Origin of the sequence: Arthrobacter sp. LjRoot14 (genome assembly GCF_964253905.1) — a bacterium.
Classification (GTDB): Bacteria; Actinomycetota; Actinomycetes; order Actinomycetales; family Micrococcaceae; genus Arthrobacter.
In genome coordinates, this window is record NZ_CAXURL020000001.1 from 2,977,636 (window position 1) to 2,996,906 (window position 19,271).

The 19,271-nt window shown below is 67.3% G+C and carries 20 protein-coding genes; 4 read left to right on the plus strand and 16 right to left on the minus strand.

Annotation, left to right across the window (positions count from 1 at the left end):
* Positions 1-54: 54 nt before the first annotated feature.
* Complete coding sequence (locus ACSQ12_RS13395) at positions 55-1,005, minus strand: MIP/aquaporin family protein (RefSeq protein ID WP_436065714.1); 951 nt, start codon at positions 1,003-1,005, stop codon at positions 55-57.
* Positions 1,006-1,214: 209 nt separating this feature from the next.
* Here ACSQ12_RS13395 and ACSQ12_RS13400 point away from each other — a divergent pair, with 209 nt between their 5' ends.
* Positions 1,215-2,339 carry an ADP-ribosylglycohydrolase family protein gene (locus ACSQ12_RS13400; RefSeq protein ID WP_436065715.1) on the plus strand — a complete coding sequence of 375 codons (1,125 nt, stop codon included), beginning with the start codon at positions 1,215-1,217 and terminating at the stop codon, positions 2,337-2,339.
* On the opposite strand, the gene ACSQ12_RS13405 is transcribed toward ACSQ12_RS13400, so the two are convergent.
* Entirely contained in the window at positions 2,326-2,910 is a 585-nt protein-coding gene (locus tag ACSQ12_RS13405) for a DUF4395 domain-containing protein (RefSeq protein ID WP_436065716.1), read from the minus strand. The two genes, ACSQ12_RS13400 and ACSQ12_RS13405, sit on opposite strands and share 14 nt — an antisense overlap.
* A gap of 83 nt (positions 2,911-2,993) precedes the next feature.
* Entirely contained in the window at positions 2,994-4,007 is a 1,014-nt protein-coding gene (locus tag ACSQ12_RS13410; protein WP_209743711.1) for an exonuclease domain-containing protein, read from the minus strand.
* Positions 4,008-4,147: 140 nt separating this feature from the next.
* On the opposite strand from ACSQ12_RS13410, the gene ACSQ12_RS13415 reads away from it, so the two are divergent.
* Positions 4,148-4,918 (plus strand): VTT domain-containing protein, encoded by a 771-nt coding sequence (locus ACSQ12_RS13415; RefSeq protein WP_436065717.1) that lies wholly within the window; start codon positions 4,148-4,150, stop codon positions 4,916-4,918.
* Positions 4,919-4,993: 75 nt separating this feature from the next.
* On the opposite strand, the gene rdgB is transcribed toward ACSQ12_RS13415, so the two are convergent.
* The 6 genes from rdgB to clpS all read right to left on the minus strand — a co-directional run bounded on the left by rdgB (position 4,994) and on the right by clpS (position 9,370).
* The gene (gene rdgB / locus ACSQ12_RS13420) at positions 4,994-5,698 is read right to left on the minus strand and encodes an RdgB/HAM1 family non-canonical purine NTP pyrophosphatase (protein WP_307864399.1); all 705 of its coding nucleotides are present in this window, start codon (positions 5,696-5,698) and stop codon (positions 4,994-4,996) included.
* The gene (gene rph / locus ACSQ12_RS13425) at positions 5,695-6,453 is read right to left on the minus strand and encodes a ribonuclease PH (protein WP_245199109.1); all 759 of its coding nucleotides are present in this window, start codon (positions 6,451-6,453) and stop codon (positions 5,695-5,697) included. Before rph ends, rdgB begins: the two co-directional genes overlap by 4 nt.
* 63 nt (positions 6,454-6,516) lie before the next feature.
* A complete protein-coding gene (locus ACSQ12_RS13430) occupies positions 6,517-7,314 on the minus strand; it encodes an MBL fold metallo-hydrolase (protein ID WP_436065718.1) in 798 nt (265 codons plus the stop codon).
* Positions 7,311-8,327 (minus strand): glutamate racemase, encoded by a 1,017-nt coding sequence (murI, locus tag ACSQ12_RS13435; protein WP_436065719.1) that lies wholly within the window; start codon positions 8,325-8,327, stop codon positions 7,311-7,313. The genes ACSQ12_RS13430 and murI overlap by 4 nt, the downstream gene beginning before the upstream one ends.
* A 115-nt stretch (positions 8,328-8,442) precedes the next feature.
* Positions 8,443-9,009 carry a DUF2017 domain-containing protein gene (locus ACSQ12_RS13440; protein WP_209743704.1) on the minus strand — a complete coding sequence of 189 codons (567 nt, stop codon included), beginning with the start codon at positions 9,007-9,009 and terminating at the stop codon, positions 8,443-8,445.
* Entirely contained in the window at positions 9,002-9,370 is a 369-nt protein-coding gene (gene clpS, locus ACSQ12_RS13445; RefSeq protein WP_011692426.1) for an ATP-dependent Clp protease adapter ClpS, read from the minus strand. The genes ACSQ12_RS13440 and clpS overlap by 8 nt, the downstream gene beginning before the upstream one ends.
* A gap of 95 nt (positions 9,371-9,465) precedes the next feature.
* Here clpS and ACSQ12_RS13450 point away from each other — a divergent pair, with 95 nt between their 5' ends.
* Together ACSQ12_RS13450 and ACSQ12_RS13455 are read left to right on the plus strand one after the other, a co-directional pair.
* Positions 9,466-10,794 (plus strand): nicotinate phosphoribosyltransferase, encoded by a 1,329-nt coding sequence (locus ACSQ12_RS13450; RefSeq protein WP_436065720.1) that lies wholly within the window; start codon positions 9,466-9,468, stop codon positions 10,792-10,794.
* Positions 10,794-11,444 (plus strand): isochorismatase family protein, encoded by a 651-nt coding sequence (locus tag ACSQ12_RS13455; RefSeq protein ID WP_436065721.1) that lies wholly within the window; start codon positions 10,794-10,796, stop codon positions 11,442-11,444. Before ACSQ12_RS13450 ends, ACSQ12_RS13455 begins: the two co-directional genes overlap by 1 nt.
* A 51-nt stretch (positions 11,445-11,495) precedes the next feature.
* On the opposite strand, the gene ACSQ12_RS13460 is transcribed toward ACSQ12_RS13455, so the two are convergent.
* The 7 genes from ACSQ12_RS13460 to ACSQ12_RS13490 all read right to left on the minus strand — a co-directional run bounded on the left by ACSQ12_RS13460 (position 11,496) and on the right by ACSQ12_RS13490 (position 19,226).
* Positions 11,496-13,271, minus strand: coding sequence for a DEAD/DEAH box helicase (locus ACSQ12_RS13460; protein WP_436065722.1), 1,776 nt, complete (start codon positions 13,269-13,271; stop codon positions 11,496-11,498).
* 214 nt (positions 13,272-13,485) lie between these two features.
* A complete protein-coding gene (locus ACSQ12_RS13465; protein WP_043429870.1) occupies positions 13,486-13,821 on the minus strand; it encodes a DUF3039 domain-containing protein in 336 nt (111 codons plus the stop codon).
* Positions 13,822-13,859: 38 nt separating this feature from the next.
* Positions 13,860-14,642 (minus strand): glucosamine-6-phosphate deaminase, encoded by a 783-nt coding sequence (nagB, locus tag ACSQ12_RS13470; protein WP_436065723.1) that lies wholly within the window; start codon positions 14,640-14,642, stop codon positions 13,860-13,862.
* A gap of 49 nt (positions 14,643-14,691) precedes the next feature.
* Positions 14,692-16,263 carry a transporter gene (locus ACSQ12_RS13475; protein WP_436065724.1) on the minus strand — a complete coding sequence of 524 codons (1,572 nt, stop codon included), beginning with the start codon at positions 16,261-16,263 and terminating at the stop codon, positions 14,692-14,694.
* Complete coding sequence (locus tag ACSQ12_RS13480) at positions 16,245-17,051, minus strand: ABC transporter ATP-binding protein (RefSeq protein WP_209743695.1); 807 nt, start codon at positions 17,049-17,051, stop codon at positions 16,245-16,247. Before ACSQ12_RS13480 ends, ACSQ12_RS13475 begins: the two co-directional genes overlap by 19 nt.
* A 55-nt stretch (positions 17,052-17,106) precedes the next feature.
* Positions 17,107-18,207, minus strand: coding sequence for an NADH:flavin oxidoreductase/NADH oxidase (locus ACSQ12_RS13485; protein WP_209743693.1), 1,101 nt, complete (start codon positions 18,205-18,207; stop codon positions 17,107-17,109).
* Positions 18,207-19,226 (minus strand): tetratricopeptide repeat protein, encoded by a 1,020-nt coding sequence (locus ACSQ12_RS13490; RefSeq protein ID WP_209743690.1) that lies wholly within the window; start codon positions 19,224-19,226, stop codon positions 18,207-18,209. The genes ACSQ12_RS13485 and ACSQ12_RS13490 overlap by 1 nt, the downstream gene beginning before the upstream one ends.
* Positions 19,227-19,271: the final 45 nt, after the last annotated feature.

The window sequence follows — 19,271 nt, forward strand, 5'->3', positions numbered from 1 at the left end:
AGCTATCCGCGGGTACCGACAGTTTTGCGGCACAGACACGGCACGGCCGGGCAACTACTGTCCGCGCTTGCCGTCAAAGAAGTCCCGGGCGTCATCGTCGGCCGACGTGCCGGCAGGCCGCGCGTCGGAGCGGCCGGCGGCGTCGCCTTCAAAATCGGTGGTGTCATCGTCAACATCGTCGTGGAGATCGTCGTCGGACCCGTCCGCAGCGGCGTCGGCCCGGGCACGGGCCGGAACAGCGGCAGGGGTCTCGGCGAACCCGCGGAACACGAGGCCGGCGATGGCGGCACCCACCAGCGGGGCCACCCAGAAGAGCCACAGCTGCCCGAGGGACCAGGAGTTGCTGAAAATGGCCGATGCGGTGGCGCGGGCCGGGTTGAACGGGGTGTTGCCCACGGCCTGGCCCAGCTGCAGCAGGACGGCGAGCGTGAGTCCCACTGCGAAGGGGGCTGCTGCTTTGTTGGTGTTCCGTGCAGCCGTAGTGCCCAGGTAGACGGCCACCAGGATCGCAGCGCCGAGAACCTCGACGAGCAGGACTCCGGCCATGGGCGCCTGGATGATGGAATGCTCCCCAAAGCCAGCCGTCACGGTGTCAAAGGCGGCGCGGGTGTCTTCGATTTTGGGCACCGTTCGCAGGATTCCGAACAGTGCCAGGGCTCCGGCGACGGCGCCGACAAGCTGCGCTCCGAGGTACGCCGCAGCCTCCGGCAGCCTGATGCGGCCTGCGATGGCGTTGCCCAGCGTCACGGCCGGGTTGAAGTGGCCGCCGGAGACATAGGCGAATGCGAGCATTGCGGCCGTGACGGCGAGCCCGGCGGCCAGCGAGGCGGACAACGGGTTGGATTGCGGGATCGTGAACAGCGGCACGCCCAGTCCGGCGATCACCAGGAAAAGGGTTCCAAAGGCCTCCGCTGACAGACGTGCCGCAAGCCCGGGTGTGAAAGCGTCCGGAGCGGAGCGCAAAACGGGACTTGTGGTCTGGCGTGCAGGCACGGGGGAGGTCATGTTCTGGAAATCCTTTGCTTCGTTGCCCGCCCGGTGATTCCGGCGGGCGTGCGGACGGCGGTGCGCCCGGCAATGTACTGTCCGACATATTCTGCCAACGGAGTCTGGACGCTTGCTGGATTCGAGCTTAGCCCGCGGCACGCCGTCGCAGCGACCGGGGCCCCGGCTCCCCGCGACTCGGCGGGCCTGCCCGGGGTAAATTTACAGTCATGAGCACTGAACCTTCCCGCCCGCCGGTACCGACGCCCCAGTCCCGGATCCATGGCTGCCTGCTGGGCGGCGCCCTGGGCGATTCCCTCGGCTACGCCGTAGAATTCGACGATATTTCCACCATCCGGAGCCGGTTTGGCCCCGCGGGACTTCAGGATTTTTCAGCGCTCGACGCCGGCAGCCACTTTTCGGACGACACCCAAATGACGCTGTATACAGTTGACGGCCTGGTGGAGGCACTGGAATGGGCAAATGCCGGCACGGCCGCCGATGCCAACGCTTGTGTGTGGCTCGCCTACCTGCGGTGGCTGGCTACCCAGGGTGTGCCTGTCCCGCCGTCGGCTCCGGTTCCGCAGCCTCGGTGGATTGACGGCCAGGCGGCCCTGAAGCACCGGCGGGCGCCCGGAAATGCCTGCCTCAGCGGCCTGGCCACAGGTGAAATGGGAACCGTGTACCGCCCGGTCAATCCCGGGTCGAAGGGCTGCGGGACGGTGATGCGCTCGGCACCGTTCGGCCTGATTCCGCATATTCCTGCCGACGCGGTGTACAAGCTGAGCACTGACGCGGCTTCATTGACCCACGGCCACCGTTCAGCACGGCAGAGCGCAGGAACGTTCAGCCTCCTGATCCATGCCCTGGTAAGTGGCCAAAGTCTCCTTGAGGCGGCTACCTATGCCTTCGCCCATGCCCGGGGCAGGGACGACGCCGAGCCGGCGCTTATCGACCGGCTGGAACGGGCCTTTCAGCTCGCGGGAGTTTCCGGGCCGGCGGCCGGTGCCGGCCGCCTCGGCCCCGAGGACCTGGTGCGGGAACTCGGAGAGGGCTGGGTGGCAGAGGAAGCCCTCGCCGTCGCGCTTTACGCGGTGCTGGCCACGGCACCGGATGTGGCCGGCGACACCGCGCCGGAGACCGGGGGCGTCGACCCGCAGTCACACTTCCGTGAGGCAATTGTGCTCGCTGTGAACCACAGCGGAGACAGCGACTCCACCGGCTCCATTGCCGGGAACATCCTGGGAGCCCTTTACGGTGAGGACTGCCTTCCGGCGGAGTGGCTGGATTCCCTGGAAGCACCGGACGTCATCCGGGGCATGGCCGGTCAGCTGGTCAAAGTTACGATCGCCTGAGGGTGATGTTGTTGCACGCCTCGCAGATGTCCTCCGGGATCAGCCCGCGGCTCTGAAGGAAGCCGAAGATCGCGCAGCCAAGGCAGAACCCTGCGAACGCCTCCAGCGAGGCTGCCAGGACCAGGACCGCCAGGAGCGACCAGGCAGCCGGAGCGAGCCCTGCCGCGAGCAGCAGCGCCGCGGCAGTCGACATGGCTGCACCGATGCCCTGCGCGAAGCGCTTGGGCGGACCGGGGACAAGCTTGGCCCGGCCAAGGCGCGGCGCCAGGACCTTGACGGAGAGCCTGGCCAGCGGTGAAATCCGGGGGCCGAACAGCACGCGCAGCCAGAAGCCGGCGGCAATGACGGCCAGCCCCCAGCCCCAGCCGGTCAACAGCGTCACGGCGGCCAGCAGCACGACCAGGCCCGCCGTGATCCGGGCGGCATACTCGTTGACCGGGTTGGGGAACTCGAACACCTTGCGCCAGTCCACCCCGGCGCGCTGGTTCTCAGCCGCAATGGCAGCGCCGGTGGCGGGGGCGGCATCAGCCGCAGTGACAGTGGTGGAATCGGTGACCCGCAGTTTGCCCATGGTGCAAGGCTAGGAGGCCGCCGGCAGCACCGGAAGCATTGTTGCGCCATATGACCCTCCGGCGAACGCCCGGGAAGCAGCTGCTACATCAGGGCGGCGGCAGCGGTCACCTGCCCGCCAACCATTTGCAGGAACTCACCTTCGGACAGCACCTCGATGCGCTGGCCCCGCTCGTGGAGTTCCAGTACCCGCCGCGCCTTGCCCGTCAGGCGGCCGGAGCGGAGATCCGAAGCCACAAAGCCGTCGCCGACCACCAGCACCGTGGTCCGGCCGGTCACCCGGCTTTCGGGCTGTGCACCGAACTCCGCGGACAGGACCTTGGCTTCGGGCCGGGGCATGGCCAGTTCCCCCGTGAACACGACGGTCTGCCCGAACAGCGGATGGCCGGGTTCGGCGTCGGAATTCGGCGCGGGGTTGGCCCCTTCCTCGGGCCAGCCCGGCGTGAACGGCCGTGCCGCGGTCCCGGTGCCGCCGGCCGCCCCCAAGGCTGTCAGGGTTGCCTTCGACAGGCCGTCACGGGCGGGATCAAACGCCTGCTGGTGCTGCAGCGGAAGTCCCAGGGACAGGTAGAGTTCGGCGATGCTGCCGGCACCGTTCCGCTGCGCAATGTCGATCAGGATTCCTGCACATGCCCTGGCATCCTCAGCCGCGTCATGGTGGTTGACCAGCGGGACGCCCGCTTCCTCGGCAGCGTAGGGCAGCGAATTGGAAACCAGCGAATAGCACCGGCGGGAGAGCATCACCGTGCACACATAGTCGTAGGCGGGGCCCGGCAGCCCGGACACTTCCAGACCTGACCGGATCACGCCCAGGTCGAAGGCGGCGTTGTGCGCGGCCAGGACATCGCCGCCAATGAACGCGCCGATCTCGGGGAAGAGTTCGCCGAAGCGCGGCAGGCCGGCCACGTCCTCGGGCCTGATGCCGTGGATCCGCACATTGTGGTAGTCGAACCGGTCGTGGTTTTCGGGCGGCCGCATCAGCCAGGAAGCTTCCTCCACCACCACGCCGCCGCGGACCTTGCTCAGGCCAACGGCGCACGGCGAACCGCGGAAGCCGTTGGCTGTCTCGAAGTCGATCGCCGTAAAGTCCAAACCCACGGGTCAAACTTTACCGCCGGTCAGCCCGCGCCCCGGCACACTAAGCCGGCTTGTCGCGGGTGTCGATGGTCACGCAACGGCCGTGCAGGACGGGCCCGGCACCGGAGGTCCAGTAACCTTGAGTGGTGAACCTACATGCGATGAGTGACTTTGCCGTGTCCACCCTCGGGGGTGCGGGACCGGTGCAGCCGCACCTGGCCTCGTTCCTCCCCGACTGGCTCAACCCCCAGATCTTCCTGGCCGATCCGGCACTTGCGCCCTGGGTTGTGCTGCTGGTCTGCGGCATCATCTTCGCCGAGACCGGTCTGCTGATCGGCTTCTTCCTCCCCGGCGACTCCATGCTGTTCACTGCCGGGCTTCTGGTTGCAACGGACACCATCAAGTTCAACATCTGGCTGTTCTCCGCCCTGATCATCGTTGCGGCCATCATCGGCAACCAGACCGGCTATTTCATCGGTTCCAAAGCCGGTCCGGCCATCTTCAACAAGCCGGACTCCAAACTGTTCAAGCGCGAAAACGTCGAAAGCGCGCACGCCTTCTTCGAAAAGCACGGCGGCAAGGCGCTAATCCTGGCACGCTTCGTTCCCATCATCCGCACCTTCGTACCGGTCATCGTGGGCGTCGCGCAGATGAGCAAGCGCAAGTTCTTCCTCTTCAACGTCATTGGCGCCGTCCTTTGGGGCGGCGGCGTCACGCTGCTCGGCTACCTGCTGGGCGACCGGGTGCCGTGGGTCCGCGAGAACCTCGACGTCATCTTCATCGTGATCGTGCTGGTCTCCGTGATCCCCATCGGCATCGAAGTGCTCCGCGGGCTGTCCGCCAAGCGCCAGGCCGCGCACTTCGGCACGGACGCCGTGGACGAGTTCATCGAAGAGCACGAACCCGAAGAAGAACGCAAGACGAACATGTAGCTCCGGCTGACGGATAGCACTGCAAATGATTGAAGGCGCCCCCTGCGGGGGGCGCCTTCAATCATTTTCTGACCGCTAGAACCGGTTCCGCGGGCTGTGCTCGGCCAACGCCTCAACGATTGAGGGCAGGAGCGCCCTGAACGCCTGGCCCCGATGGCTGATGGCGTTCTTCTCCTCCGGGCTCAACTCGGCGCAGCTGCGGTCCAGGCCGCTTGGCTGGAGCACCGGGTCATAGCCGAATCCACCCTCGCCACGCGGTTCGCGCAGCAGCGATCCTTCAAGCTGGCCGTACTCCACCACTTCGCGGCCGCCATCCGTTGCGTGGCCCGGTACGGCGAGCGCCGCGGCGCAAACGAAGGCAGCGCCGCGGTACCCGTCCGGAACATCGGCCAGCTGCGCCAGCAGAAGCTGGAGGTTGGCGGCGTCGTCCCCGTGCCGGCCGCTCCACCGTGCCGAAAAGATCCCCGGCGCCCCGCCGAGGACGTCCACCGAGAGACCCGAATCATCCGCAATGGCCACCAGCCCGGTAGCCTCCGCGACTGCCCGTGCCTTGAGCAGGGAGTTCTCGGCAAACGTCACTCCCGTTTCAGCGACGTCCGGTGCGCCGACGGCGCCGGCGTCCACTACCTGGGTGTCGACGTCGAGCCCCGGCACCTGCCCGCGCAAAAGCTCCCGCAGTTCCCGGAGCTTGCCTTTGTTGTGCGTTGCCAGGACCAGCACGGGAGCCGCAGCGGCGGAGCCGGGCACGCCGTCGCTGCGGATCCCGTCGGGCTGGGTCACGGGGCTTCCGCCAGGGTTTCGCGCTGGATGGCGGCGAGCTGCTCGGTGCCCAGCAGGGCCAGGTCCAGCAGCTTGTTCAGCTCGTCGCGGTCGAAGGGTGCCCCCTCTGCGGTGCCCTGCACCTCCACGAACTTGCCGGAGCCGGTGACCACCACATTCATGTCCGTCTCAGCGCGGACATCCTCGACGTACGGCAGGTCCAGCATGGGGACGCCGTCGATGATGCCGACCGACACGGCTGCAATCGTGTCGATGAGGGGCTGGGCGTTCTTGGAGATGATCTTGTTTTCGCGGGCGAAGCGGATGGCCTCGGCGAGCGCCACATAGGCTCCGGTGATGGCGGCGGTGCGCGTACCGCCGTCGGCCTGCAGGACGTCGCAGTCCAGCACGATCGTGTTCTCGCCGAGAGCCTTGGTGTCGATGATGGAACGGAGCGAACGGCCGATCAGCCGGGAAATCTCGTGGGTGCGGCCGCCGATCTTGCCCTTCACGGACTCACGGGCGGAACGGGTGTTGGTGGCGCGGGGCAGCATGGCGTACTCGGCGGTGACCCAGCCGCGGCCCTCCCCCTTGAGCCAGCGCGGCACGCCTTCGGTCAGGGAAGCCGTGCACAGCACCCGGGTATTACCGAATTCGATCAGGGCCGAACCTTCGGCCTGCTTGGACCAGCCGCGGGTGATGCTGATCGGGCGGAGCTGATCAGGGGTACGGCCGTCGGCACGAATGACGGGGGTGGCAATTGCTTCAGAAGTCATGCCTTTAGCTTATCGACCCGCCCAGGCCTGCCCGGACCACAACTGCCCCGGGCGGCCGGCGCCTCAGATGGTGTAGTGCACGCCCGCGACGGCCACAGCAACGTGCTGCCCGAAGACCTGCTTGGCTTCCGCCATTACGGTTGTCTGCGACGTCCACACCGGAATGTGGGTCAGCAGCAACCGGCGGGCACCGGCGGCCACAGCGGCCTCACCGGCGCGCTTGCCGGTCAGGTGGACGTCCTTGATGTCGTCGTCGCGGCCTTCCTCGAAGGCTGCCTCGCACAGGAACAGGTCGGCGTCTTTCGCGGCCTCCTCCAGTCCTGAGCAAGAGTCAGTGTCACCCGAGTACGTGAGGACACGGGTGACGGGGACGCCGTCCGCGGATGGTTCGGTGACTTCGACACGGAGGGCGTAGGCCTCCTCCACGGGGTGGTTCACCGCGAAGGGCGTCACGGTGTACGGCCCGACGGTGACCGACTGCCGTTCCGTCCAGTTGGTGAAGTCGAATTCCTCATGCATGCCCGGGTCCAGTTCCAGCCCGTACGCCGTGGCCATCCGGTCGGCGGTGGCGGCAGGTCCCCACACCGGGATCCGGTCACGGCCCCAGCCGCCCGGCTTCCAGCGCACAGCCACGTGCAGCCCGCACAGGTCCATGCAATGGTCCGGATGAAGGTGGGTGAGGAAGATCGCGTCGATGTCCTCGAGGTCCGTGTACCGCTGGATGGCGCCCAGCGCCCCGCTGCCAAGGTCCATGACGATCTTCCAGGTCCGCTCGCCGTCGTGGGCGGTCAACAGGTAGCACGACGCCGGGGAGCCCGGTCCGGGGAAGGATCCGGTGCAGCCAACAATGGTCAATTTCACCGGCGGGACCCCCCGGCCGCGGATCCGCCGACGAAGTTGGAAATCCGCGGCCGGGAGGCGCCGGCCTGCGCCGCCGCGATCATTTCCGGCGTAATTTTCGCCAGGCTGCCGGTGGGGTACTGCGCGGCAACGTGGTCCACGTGCCGCACGCTGAGCACCTCGGGCCCCAGGAAACGCCTGGCCAGGGTTTCGAACTGGCCTGCTTCACCGGTGGCAATGAAGTGGTGCTCGGGCGGTGCTTCGAGGGTCCGCTGCAGGTCGTGCGAGACGAGCGCCCGGTACACGTCCTTGGCGGTTTCCTCGGCGCTGGATACGAGGGTGACGTCCTCCCCCATGACATAGGAGATGACGCCGGTCAGCAGCGGGTAGTGCGTGCAGCCGAGCACCACCGTGTCCACGCCGGCGGAGCGCAGCGGCTCAAGGTACTCCCGGGCCACGGCCAGCAGTTCCGGGCCAGTGGTGATGCCGGCCTCCACGTAGCTGACGAATGCCGGGCAGGCCACGGAGGTGATGTGCAGGTCGGGCGCGGCGGCGAAGGTGTCCTCGTAAGCGCGGGAGCCGATGGTGGCGGAGGTGCCGATGACGCCCACCCGGCCGCTCCGGGTGGAGGCCACTGCCCGCCGCACGGCCGGCTGGATGACTTCGATGACGGGGATTCCGTAGCGGGCCGTGTACCGTTCACGGGCGTCCCGCAGCACGGCGGCGGAGGCCGAGTTGCATGCGATGGTCAGCAGCTTGACGCCGGAGTCCACCAGCTCATCCATGACGCCGAGGGCGTTGGCGCGGACCTCGGCGATGGGCAGCGGGCCATAGGGGCCGTTGGCCGTATCCCCTACGTACAGGATTGATTCATTCGGCAGCTGGTCGATGATGGACCGTGCCACGGTCAGTCCGCCGACGCCGGAGTCGAAGATGCCGATGGGCCGCGAGCCCATGGGGCTGTCGTCCGGGCTGCTCGCTGGGGAATCCGCCACAGCTGCCGCTGCCGGATCCATGCTCGATGCTGAAGTCATGATTATTCGAGGATAGGGCTTCCCTGATGGTGCGGCCATTACATTGTGTCGCCCGACTCATGTCGGATGGGTCACAATTGGCCGGCCGGCCGCACGGGGGCGCGGGCCGCTCCGGTCAGCCGCGCGGCTCCATGGACTGCAGCATGGCCTGCACCAGAGATTCCTGCAGCCACGTGGTGAAGTTGTACACCAGTGCCAGGTAGCTTTCAACGTCCTCCGCCTGGGACCAGTCCTGCATGGCATGGACATGTTCGGCATCGGCGTCATCGCGGATGTCGAGCCTTTCGGCCAGGACAAGCCGGACGTCGTTGAGCGCCTGCGACCAGTGCCTGGCATCAGCCGGCGAAAGAACCAGTTCGTTGGTGTCCAGCCCCAGGGCGGCTGCCCGCAGGGCGCCGATCTTGTTTTCCCGCAGAGAGCGTTCGGTGAGCTGGCGGAACTCCAGTGAGGCGGCGTCGTCGTCCTTCGTCACGTTGGGCAGCAGCCGCCGCAGCGCGCGGTCCGACGGTTCCCGGACATTCATGTCCAGCCCGATCAGGGCGGTGAGCGGATCTTCACTGGCGCTTTCGGCCGGCTGGAGCATGGAGATGACGTCGTCGATCAGGCTGCGCAGCAGTTCCCGCTCCGCCGGCTCCAGGTACCCGGTGATGCCTTTGATCCCGTATTTGAATGCCTTAGCCACGTTTGCCTTTGCCCTTGCCGGATCCGCCGTCTTTTCCGCCGCCGGCGGCTTTCTCCACCGTTGCCCACAAACCGAAGCCGTGCATGGCGACGGCGTGCTGCTCCACCTGCTCCTTGCTGCCGTGCGCCACGATGGAACGTCCTTTCTTGTGGACCTCCATCATGAGCTTGTTGGCCTTGGGCTCGGAATAGCCGAAGTAACTCTGGAAGACGTAGCTCACATAGCTCATCAGGTTGACGGGATCGTTCCAGATCACCAGGTTCCAGGGAATGTCCGGGGCCGTCAGGGCGTCGGTGGACGTCACAGTTCCGGTCTGGGTGCTCTCCCGGGTGTCGGGGCCGAGCGCAACGCTAAGGGTCATCTGTCCATTCTAGGGCGATGATGGGCCCACGCCGGCGAGGGCCCCGCGGCGAAGCGAAGCGAGACGTGGGAGCCGGTGGGGACTAGAGTGAATTCGTGAGTACCTCTGCTGGCTGGGACCATCCCCGCACGTCCTTGTACACCGACCATTACGAGCTGACCATGCTCCAGGCCGCGCTGCACTCCGGTGCCGCACACCGGAAGTCGGTGTTTGAGGCGTTCGCCCGCAGGCTCCCGGACGGCCGCCGCTACGGGATCGTGGCCGGAACGGGCCGGCTGCTGGAGGGCATCGCGGACTTCAGGTTCGGCGGCCCCGAGCTGGACTTCCTCCGCAGTTCCGGAGTGGTCAACGCCGAAACCCTGGACTATCTGGCCGGGTTCCGTTTCAGCGGGGACATCTGGGGCTATGCCGAGGGCGAAGCGTACTTTCCCAACTCCCCCATCCTGATTGTGGAGTCGACGTTCGCTGAGGCCTGCATCCTGGAAACCTATATCCTCTCGGTGCTCAACCACGACAGCGCCATCGCCTCCGCGGCGTCCCGGATGATCACCGCCGCAGGCAACCGCCCCTGCATCGAAATGGGATCCCGGCGGACCCAGGAGGAGTCAGCGGCCGCGGCTGCACGTGCAGCCGTCATCGCCGGCTTCGACAGCACCTCCAACCTCGAAGCCGGCCGGCGTTACGGCATCAAGACGGTGGGCACCGCCGCCCATTCCTTCACGCTTCTGCACGACACCGAACGGGAAGCCTTTGAGGCGCAGATCGCCTCGCTCGGCAGCGGAACCTCGCTGCTGGTGGACACGTACGACGTCGAAGCGGCCGTCCGTACGGCCGTTGACCTGGCGGGTCCCCAACTGGGAGCCGTCCGGCTGGACTCCGGGGACCTCGTGGCGCAGGCCCAGTGGGTCCGTCAGTTGCTGGACGAACTGGGCAACGAGAACACCAAGATCGTGGTCACCTCGGACCTGGATGAGTACGCCATCGCGGCGCTGCAGTCGGCGCCGGTTGACTCCTATGGCGTGGGCACCTCGCTGGTCACCGGCTCCGGCGCCCCCACCGCGAGCATGGTGTACAAGCTCGTCAGCCGCACCGACGACTCCGGGGAATTCGTGTCCGTGGCCAAAGCGGCCAAGAACAAGACCAGCAAGGGCGGCCGGAAGTACGCGCTGCGCAGGCTGAATGAACGGGGCGTCGCCACCCACGAGATCGTGGGGGTGGGCCACCGTCCCGAGGACGACGGCAACGACCGCCAGCTGCTGCAGCAGTTCGTCAAAAACGGCGAGCTCCTCCCCGGTTGGACCGGAACCGAGGGCGTCTTCCGCGCCCGCCAGCGCCACATGGACTCGATGGCGGAACTGCCGCCCGTCGTCAACCGCCTGCAGCGCGGCGAGGCGGCCATCCCCACCGTTTATGAGGAGAACTGATGTCACGCGCCCTGATTATTGTTGATGTGCAGAACGATTTCTGCGAGGGCGGTTCCCTGGCCGTCAAGGGCGGGGCCGACGTCGCGGGCGCCATCAGCGAGTACGTGGACGCCTACCACGGCCAGTTCGACCACATCGTGGCTACGCAGGACTGGCACATCGATCCCGGCGCCCACTTCTCCGAAGCCCCCGACTTCATTGACAGCTGGCCTCCGCACTGCGTTGCCGGCACGCCCGGCGCGGAGCTGCATCCGGATCTGGACACGGAGTACATCCAGGCCTATTTCCGGAAGGGCCAGTTCACAGCCGCCTACTCCGGCTTCGAAGGCATCCTGGCTCCGGAGGACGAGGTGCCCACGGGCGAGCGCAAACCCGGGGCCCTGTCCTTGCCGGACGACGTGGAGGCGCTTACCGCGGCTTCATTCGCCGACGAGGACGCCATCGGCCTGGACGACTGGCTGCAGAGCCACGACGTGGAGGACGTCGTCATCGTGGGCATCGCCACCGACTACTGCGTCATGGCCACGGCCCTGGATGCCGTCCAGGCCGGTTACTCGGTCACGGTGGTCCGGAACCTGACGGCCGGGATCGCGGCCGACCTTGACGACGCCTTCGCCGAGATGGAACTCGGCGGCGTGGACCTCGCCTGATCCGGCGCTCCTTCGGCAGCCCGCCCCGGCCGCACCCTCATCGGCCGCGCCCTACTTGCGGCCGATGAACCAGTCCTGAAGCTTCCGCAGCCGGGCCTGCAGCTGTTCCTCATTCGCCTGCGCCACCGGCGGGCCGCCGCACACGGTGCGGAGCTTCGTGTGCACCACGCCGTGCGGAGTTCCGGTCCGCGCGGACCAGGCAGCCACGTTCTTGGCAAGTTCGTTGCGCAGGTCCATCAGCATCCGGTGGTCCGGCACGGTGGTAGCCGGTGCGTTCTCGGGAGCCCTCAGCTTCTTGCGGCTCTGCTGCTCGTGCTGGCGCTGGCGCAGCAGCGTTCCCACCTGCTCGGCGTCCAGGAGGCCCGGAATTCCCAGGAAGTCCAGTTCGTCGTCGGATCCGATGTCGCCGCCGGTGCCGAACTCGCCGCCGTCGAACAGCACGCGGTCGAATGACGCCTGCGAGTCCAGGGCCTCAAACTTGCCCTTGGTGAGGCTGTCGGACGCCTTGTCCTCCCGGTTGGCCTCGTCCATGAGCGAGTCTTCGGGGTTGAACAGGCCGTCGGCGTCCTCCTTCTCCGGCCGGTCCAGGGCGTGGTCCCGTTCGGCTTCCATCGAGTTCGCCAGTGCAGTCAGCTGGGGCACTGACGGCAGGAACACGGAGGCGGTTTCGCCGCGCTTGCGGGCGCGCACAAAACGGCCCACGGCCTGGGCGAAGAACAGCGGCGTGGACGTGGAGGTGGCGTAGACGCCCACCGAAAGCCGCGGCACGTCAACGCCTTCGGACACCATCCGGACGGCCACCATCCAGCGCTTTTCGCTGGCGGTGAATTCCTCGATCTTGCTGGAGGCCTTGGCGTCATCGGAAAGGATCACGGTGGGAGATTCACCGGTGATCTTCTTCAGCTGGCCCGCGTAGGCGCGCGCCGCGTCGTGGTCCGTGGCGATCACCAGGCCGCCGGCGTCAGGCACGGTGCGGCGGACCTCGCTCAGGCGCTTGTCCGCCCCTGCCAGGACAGCCGGGATCCACTCGCCGGCCGGGTTGAGGGCAGTCCGCCAGGCATGCGCAATGATGTCCTTGGTGACCGCCGATTCGCCCAGGGATGCCGCCATCTCCTCGCCGCCGCTGGTGCGCCAGCGCATCTGTCCTGAGTACGCCATGAACATCACGGGGCGGACCACATGGTCGCGGAGGGCGTTGCCGTAGCCGTACGTGTAGTCCGCCTTGGAGCGGCGGATGCCGTCCCGGTCCTCGGCGTACTCCACGAACGGAATGGGTGATGTGTCGGAACGGAAGGGAGTACCCGTCAGCGATAGCCGGCGTGCGGCCGGGTCGAAGGCCTCGCGGAGGCCGTCACCCCAGGACAAGGCTTCGCCGCCGTGGTGGATCTCGTCGAGGATCACCAGGGTCCGGGCTGCTTCCGTCTTGGCGCGGTGCAGCATGGGCTTGCTGGCCACCTGGGCATAGGTCACCGCCACGCCGATGAAGCCGCGGCCGTGCTGTCCGTCCGAATTCTTGAAGTTGGGGTCGATCGCGATGCCCACCCGTGCCGCAGCATCAGCCCACTGGCGTTTGAGGTGGTCCGTGGGCGCCACGATGGTCACACGGTTCACGGTGCCGGCCTCGATCAGCATCGACGCCACACGCAGGGCGAAGGTGGTCTTTCCTGCCCCGGGGGTTGCCACCGCCAGGAAGTCTTTGGGGCCGGTTGCAAAATAGCGGTCAAGCGCTTCCTGCTGCCACGCACGGAGCTTCGGAGCGGTTCCCCACGCTGCCCGTTCCGGGTAGGCCGGTGGCAGCGTTGGCCCGCCAAAGAGTGTCTCCGTCACGCAGAGCCCTCAATTCCCCGCATTGCGGCAGCCGTGAGCGAAAGACACATAAACATAAACACCAATCTGTTCCGGAGGAGCCGCACTGGTCCGGTCATCAAAATCTTCGTGGGCACGGGGACGCGCAGCAGAGATCAGCGCCCCGTGGTTGTATTGCCCCGCCACCGCAGGGCGGGCCGGTCACCCGAATCAGCCGGGTGACCGGTACACGGCACTATTTGCCGGAATCGCCGTCGGAGCCCTTGCCGCCGTCAGAACCGGGACGGAGGCCTTCATAGACCTCTTTGCACTGGGGGCAGACCGGGAACTTCTGGGGATCGCGGCCCGGGGTCCACACTTTTCCGCACAGTGCGATGACCGGATCGCCCGTCATGGCAGATTCCATGATCTTCTCTTTGCGCACGTAGTGGGAGAACCGTTCCCGGTCGCCGGGTTCCACTTCCTGGCGCAGTTCCTCGCGCTCGATAGTGGCTGTGGACGTTCCTGCTCCGGAAAGCTCACGCATCGGGTCGTTTTCGAGGGGGTCCGTCATGCTAGTCATGGCATCCATCTTAGCCGTTGCGCCGGACAAAAAACCTGACCTCCGGGCTACAGGCCCTGCCAGGCCGGCTTGCTGTCATACGTGTGGCGGTAGTAGTCCGCCAGCCGCAGGGATGACGCGGCGGCCTCGTCCACCAGGACGGTGACGTGCGGGTGCATCTGCAGGACGGACGCGGCACATATGGCGGCCACCGGACCTTCCACGAAGTCCCGGACCGCCTGCGCTTTCTGCGCACCGGTGGCAACCAGGATCACATGGCGGGCCTCCATGATGGTGCCCAGCCCCTGGGTGAGCACGTGGTGGGGAACATCATGGATGTTTGTGAAGAACCGGGCGTTGTCCCGGCGTGTCTGTTCGATGAGGCTCTTGATCCGCGTCCTGGACGCCAGCGAGGAGCCGGGCTCGTTGAATCCGATGTGGCCGTCGGTGCCTATTCCCAGCAACTGGAGGTCCACCCCTCCGGCGTCCTTGAGGGCGTCTTCGTAGGCCTGGCAGGCCGCCGGGATGTCCGCCGCGGAGCCGTCGGGATGATGCACGTTCCCGGGAGCAATGTTCACCCGGTCCGTGAACTCCCGCCGGATGACCTTGCGGTAGGACTGGGAGTGCCCCGGTTCCAGCCCCACGTACTCGTCCAGCGCAAACGCCTGTACGCGGCTGAAGTCGAGGCCGGCCTGCGCGTGCCGTCGGGCGAGTTCGTCGTAGATCGGCAGCGGTGACGACCCGGTTGCCAGGCCGAGTACCACGTCCGGTTTCCGGCGCAGTAACGCCTCGATGGCATCCGCGGCGAGCGCCCCGATCTGTTTGCTCCCGGGAAGAATAACCACTTCCATGGCCTACCGCCTTTCGCGTGCTGTAGTACCCATCATGCCCCTATCAGGCCTAACGGTTGACTGAGAGCTGGGCCAGGAGTTCAGGGCCGCGGGCGTCGACCCATTTCCCGCCGAGGCGGACCCCTACGGCGAAGAGGAGCAGCCCCAGGGCCGGGCCCAGCACCAGGTTGATCCATCCGGGCACCATGCTGCCCGTGACGGACTGCGCGACGACCAGGGCAGCTTCCGGCAGCACCAGCACAAGCAATACGCCCATCCCGCCGAACTGGACCGCCATGGTCTGGGCGACGTTTCCCGGCGGTTTCTTGAACGGGCTGTCGCCAGGGAGCGGGACCGCCACCGTATACCGCGCCGAGATGACCGATGCCAGGCCCAGGCCTGTGAACAGGACACCCAGGGAGAGGCCGAGCAGCGCCGGCAGCCATTCCCAGTCGCCGGTAAAGAAGAACGGGCCGACGCTGAAGACCAGCACGATGGGAAGTGCGAACGCCAGGCAGGCGAGGGCGCGCCCCAGCCTGTCATGGACGCCGCGGACCCCGCTGGACACATGCAGGGCGAAGGCAGTGTTGTCATAGGACACATCCGCGGAAATCGACCACGCCAGCAGGAACGCTGCCAACGGACCGATGATCGCCAGTACCCCGTAGTCCCCGGTCTGGCCCGCTTGGAAGAACATCAGGACGGGCAGCAGCGGAATGACCACCAGGGATCCCGAGTACCGGGGGTCCCGGATCCAGTAGGTGAGGGCCCGGGCCGTAATGGCGCCGGTGGGCGTGGCCGGCAGCACCCCGAAGAGGCCCATCCGGCCGGCGCGCTTCCTGCCGCTCGCGGCGTAGGGCGGCGTGACCAGGGCACGCTGCAGGAGCATCTTCCAGCACCAGGCCAGGCCGGCCAGTGTTGCCAGGGCGATCAGGAGCTTCAGCACGGCAGGTCCGTACTGGCCCGCCGCGGTGTCTCCGCCCAGCGACCACGCGGCACCGGCAGGTGTCCAGGCCAGGGTCCGGGCCAGGCCGGTCAGGAAACCGGCGGAGCCGGCGGCTCCCTGGGCCAGGAAGGCGACGATCGGCCCCATCAGCATCAGCGGCACCATAAAGGCGAGCGCACTGACGTCCTTGAACCGCCGGGAGGATGCCAGGCCTGCAGTCGCCGTCGTCACCACTTTGGAAAGGACAATGCATGTCAACACGCCCAGGACGGCTCCCGCTGTGGCGGCCACAACCGGGGGCCATCCCCTGCTCCAGGTGCCGACGGTGGCCAGCGCTACGAGGGTGGTGGCGATGCCGGGAATCCCGATCAGTCCGCCGAGGGCAAGGCCGGTGAGCAGCTGGGGCATGGGGACTGCCGCGGTGGTGAAACGCGCCGGGTCCAGGGTCATGTCCGCGGACGAGGCAATGACGGGCACTATTGCCCAGCCCAGGAACGCCGCGGTACCGCCCAGTACCACCACGGTCTGGGCGAGCTCAAGGTTGGCGGTCCGGAGCAGCACAAGTGCCGCCCCGAAGAAACCCGCAATGCCGACGGCGTAGAGTCCCCCGATGATCAGCCCCAGCAGCTGCCAGGGGCTGCGCCGGAGGCTGTTGCGCAGGAGCGTCAGTTTGAGCCTTAGAAGGTGCGCAACCATTCCAGGCCCTCCGTTTGGCTGCGGCCGCCCACCAGCTGGACAAACCGGTCCTCCAGCGAGGCTCCGGCCCGGACTTCCTCCACCGTGCCGGCTGCCAGCAGCCTGCCCCCGGCAACCACTGCAACGTGGTCGCACATCCGCTGCACCAGGTCCATGACGTGGCTGGAGACGATCACGGTCCCGCCGGATTCAACGTAGCGGTCCAGGATGTCCCGGATATTCGCCGCGGAAACCGGGTCGACCGATTCAAAGGGTTCATCCAGCACCAGCAACCTGGGGGCGTGGATGAGGGCGGAAGCCAGTGCGATCTTCTTGGTCATGCCGGCGGAATAATCCACCACCAGCGTCCCGGCGTCGGCGCTGAGATCAAGTGCGGCGAGGAGTTCCGCAACCCTTGCGGACACCACGTCCTTGTTCATCCCCCGCAGCAGGCCCGCATAGCTCACCAGCTGTTCGCCCGTCAGCCGGTCGAACAGCCGGACGCCGTCGGTGAGGATGCCCATAAGCTTCTTGGCGTCGAGGGGACGGGCCCAGACGTCCACGCCGTGCACCAGCGCCGTGCCGAAGTCCGGCCGGAGCAGCCCCGTAGCCATCGAGAGCGTGGTGGTCTTCCCTGCGCCGTTGGGACCCACAATGCCGTAGAAGGACCCCGCCGGCACATCCAGGCTGATCCCGTCCACCGCGATCTTCCCGCCGAAGCGTTTTGCCAGGCCGCGGATCGCCAGGGCGGGAACAGGGTGCTGCTGGGGGCTGTCAGGCGGACGAATCCCGGGTTGCGGTTCAGTCATGCTGCCAGCGTAGCCTCCCGGGCGCGTGGGGAGGATCGTCCGAAAGGGCTACTTCCTAGAACGAATGGCGTGGAACGGCACGTTCGTATTGCGGGACCCACGGCAGTTCGTGGCCGAGCTCAAAGGCGGCGCGCAGCCACCAGTGTGGATCCCGGAGTGCGGCGCGGGCAATGAAGACCCCGTCAGCCTGCCCTGTGGCCACGGCGTGTTCCGCCTGCCCGGCCGATGTCAGCAGTCCCACGGTGCCGGTGCGGACGCTTGCCTCGCGCCGGATCCGGGCTGCAAACCCCGTCTGGTAGCCCGGGCCGGCCGGAATCTGCTGGTGCGCCACGGCGCCCCCGCTGGAGACGTCCACGAGGTCCACTCCGCGTTCTGCGGCGGCACTGGCCAGCCGGACCGAGGCGGCGGCGTCGATCCCGCCGTCGGCCCAGTCCGAGGCGGAGATCCGCAGCAGCAGCGGCATCGAATCAGGGATGACATTCCGTACCGCGTCCACCACAGCCAGGGTGAGCCGGTTGCGTCCGGCTTCGTCGCCACCCCAGGCATCCGTCCTGTCGTTGATGAGCGGGCTCTGGAACTGGTGCAGCAGGTAACCGTGCGCGCCATGGATCTCGATCGTGTCGAACCCTGCGTCGACCGCCCTGACGGCGGCCGCTGCAAAATCGGCAATAACGCCGTCAATCTCCGCCGCTGTCATGGCTGCGGGTGGCGCATAGCCGTCGAAGGCGCCGGTGCCCGGCCCCACCGTCTCCCAGCCGCCGTCGGACGCCGGCACGGAGCCGTGCTTCCCGGAGAAGGGCCAGTAAGTCGAGGCTTTCCTGCCCGCGTGCGCCAGCTGCGTGCCGATCTTTGCGTCAGCGGCGCCGTAGCGGTGCACAAACGCCGTGATCCGCTCCCATGCCGAGGCCTGTTCGTCGTTGTAAAGGCCGGCGTCGCGCGGGCTGATGCGGCCTGCCGCATTCACTGCGGCCGCCTCGGTGAGTATCAGGGCCGCTCCCCCGGCGGCGAAGGACCCCAGATGCATGAGGTGCCAGTCATGCGGGACGCCTTCACCGGTGTCCGGTCCGCAGCTGTACTGACACATGGGCGAAACCCAGCCGCGGTGACGCAGCTTCAGTGAGCGCAGCTCCAGCGGCGAAAACAGTGCCGAGTGCATTAAAACAGCACCCGCGCCAGTCCCTGCCGCGCCTTGGCAACGCGCTCATCAGACGGACCCACCACCTCGAAGAGCTCGAGCAGCCGCACGCGGGCGGTCTCACGCTCCGGACCGAAGTTCCGGCCGATGAAGCCAACGATCCGTCCCAGTGCGTCATCGATGTGTCCGCCGGCGATGTCCAGGTCCGCTACGCCCAGCTGTGCATCAAGGTTGTCCGGCTCATCGGCCGCGACTTTGCGGAGCGCTTCGCCGTCCGGACCGGTCAGGGACTGCAGCCGCTCCATCAGCTCCACCTGGGCGAGTCCGGCCTTGGCTTCGGCATCCGCCGGCATCTCCAGCAACGCCTGGCGGTAGGACGCGGCCGCGGCAGCATAGTCTCCTGCTTCGATGGCATCGTAGGCGGCCTGGTGCAGTGGCGGCAGCGGGGCCGGTTCGGCCTCGGCAGCTGCCGTTCCGGAACCGCCCAGGCTGCCCGTAACGCCGTTGGCGGCTGCGACCTTCAGAAGTTCATCCAGCAGGCTGCGCACCTGTTGTTCGTCGGCTCCGCCCTGGAACAGGGGAACGGGCTGTCCCTTTACCACCGCCACGGCGGTGGGGACGGCCTGGACCTGGAATGCCTGGGCAAGCTGGGGGAAGGCGTCGATGTCCGCGGCACCAAGGACCAGCCGGCCGCCGTAGCTGTTGATGATGCCTTCAAGGACGTTGATCAGTTCGCCCGAGGCGGGTGAATAGCTTGCCCAGAGGCCGAAGACCACGGGCACCTGTGCGGACAGCTCAACAAGCTGCTGGAAGTTTCCTTCGGTGACGTCCACGCGGAGCGGCTGACCGCCGGTTTCCGGCGCCGCCCCCGGGGCGGGCGTCCCCGGCTGGCCGGCGCCAGGGCCGGGCTGGCCGCCGGCAGGAGACTGTCCGGCCGGTGGCGCGGTGCGCTGTTTCAGGCTGGAAAGGTCGACGGCGCCGCGCAGGTTGAGCTGGCTGGCAGCGGCTGGAGGGACTGGACGGGAGGCTGGCGAACTCATAGCCTCCACTCTAGCCACTCCGGCCGCTGCCGGTCATACCCGCGA

Excerpts from the sequence above, each read along its gene's own strand:
- ACSQ12_RS13395 (WP_436065714.1), bottom strand. The coding sequence starts at position 1,005 with ATGACCTCCCCCGTGCCTGCACGCCAGACCACAAGTCCCGTTTTGCGC.
- ACSQ12_RS13400 (WP_436065715.1), top strand. The coding sequence starts at position 1,215 with ATGAGCACTGAACCTTCCCGCCCGCCGGTACCGACGCCCCAGTCCCGG.
- ACSQ12_RS13405 (WP_436065716.1), bottom strand. The coding sequence starts at position 2,910 with ATGGGCAAACTGCGGGTCACCGATTCCACCACTGTCACTGCGGCTGAT.
- ACSQ12_RS13415 (WP_436065717.1), top strand. The coding sequence starts at position 4,148 with ATGAGTGACTTTGCCGTGTCCACCCTCGGGGGTGCGGGACCGGTGCAG.
- rph (WP_245199109.1), bottom strand. The coding sequence starts at position 6,453 with ATGACTTCTGAAGCAATTGCCACCCCCGTCATTCGTGCCGACGGCCGT.
- murI (WP_436065719.1), bottom strand. The coding sequence starts at position 8,327 with ATGACTTCAGCATCGAGCATGGATCCGGCAGCGGCAGCTGTGGCGGAT.
- clpS (WP_011692426.1), bottom strand. The coding sequence starts at position 9,370 with ATGACCCTTAGCGTTGCGCTCGGCCCCGACACCCGGGAGAGCACCCAG.
- ACSQ12_RS13455 (WP_436065721.1), top strand. The coding sequence starts at position 10,794 with ATGTCACGCGCCCTGATTATTGTTGATGTGCAGAACGATTTCTGCGAG.
- ACSQ12_RS13465 (WP_043429870.1), bottom strand. The coding sequence starts at position 13,821 with ATGGATGCCATGACTAGCATGACGGACCCCCTCGAAAACGACCCGATG.
- nagB (WP_436065723.1), bottom strand. The coding sequence starts at position 14,642 with ATGGAAGTGGTTATTCTTCCCGGGAGCAAACAGATCGGGGCGCTCGCC.
- ACSQ12_RS13475 (WP_436065724.1), bottom strand. The coding sequence starts at position 16,263 with ATGGTTGCGCACCTTCTAAGGCTCAAACTGACGCTCCTGCGCAACAGC.
- ACSQ12_RS13480 (WP_209743695.1), bottom strand. The coding sequence starts at position 17,051 with ATGACTGAACCGCAACCCGGGATTCGTCCGCCTGACAGCCCCCAGCAG.
- ACSQ12_RS13485 (WP_209743693.1), bottom strand. The coding sequence starts at position 18,207 with ATGCACTCGGCACTGTTTTCGCCGCTGGAGCTGCGCTCACTGAAGCTG.
- ACSQ12_RS13490 (WP_209743690.1), bottom strand. The coding sequence starts at position 19,226 with ATGAGTTCGCCAGCCTCCCGTCCAGTCCCTCCAGCCGCTGCCAGCCAG.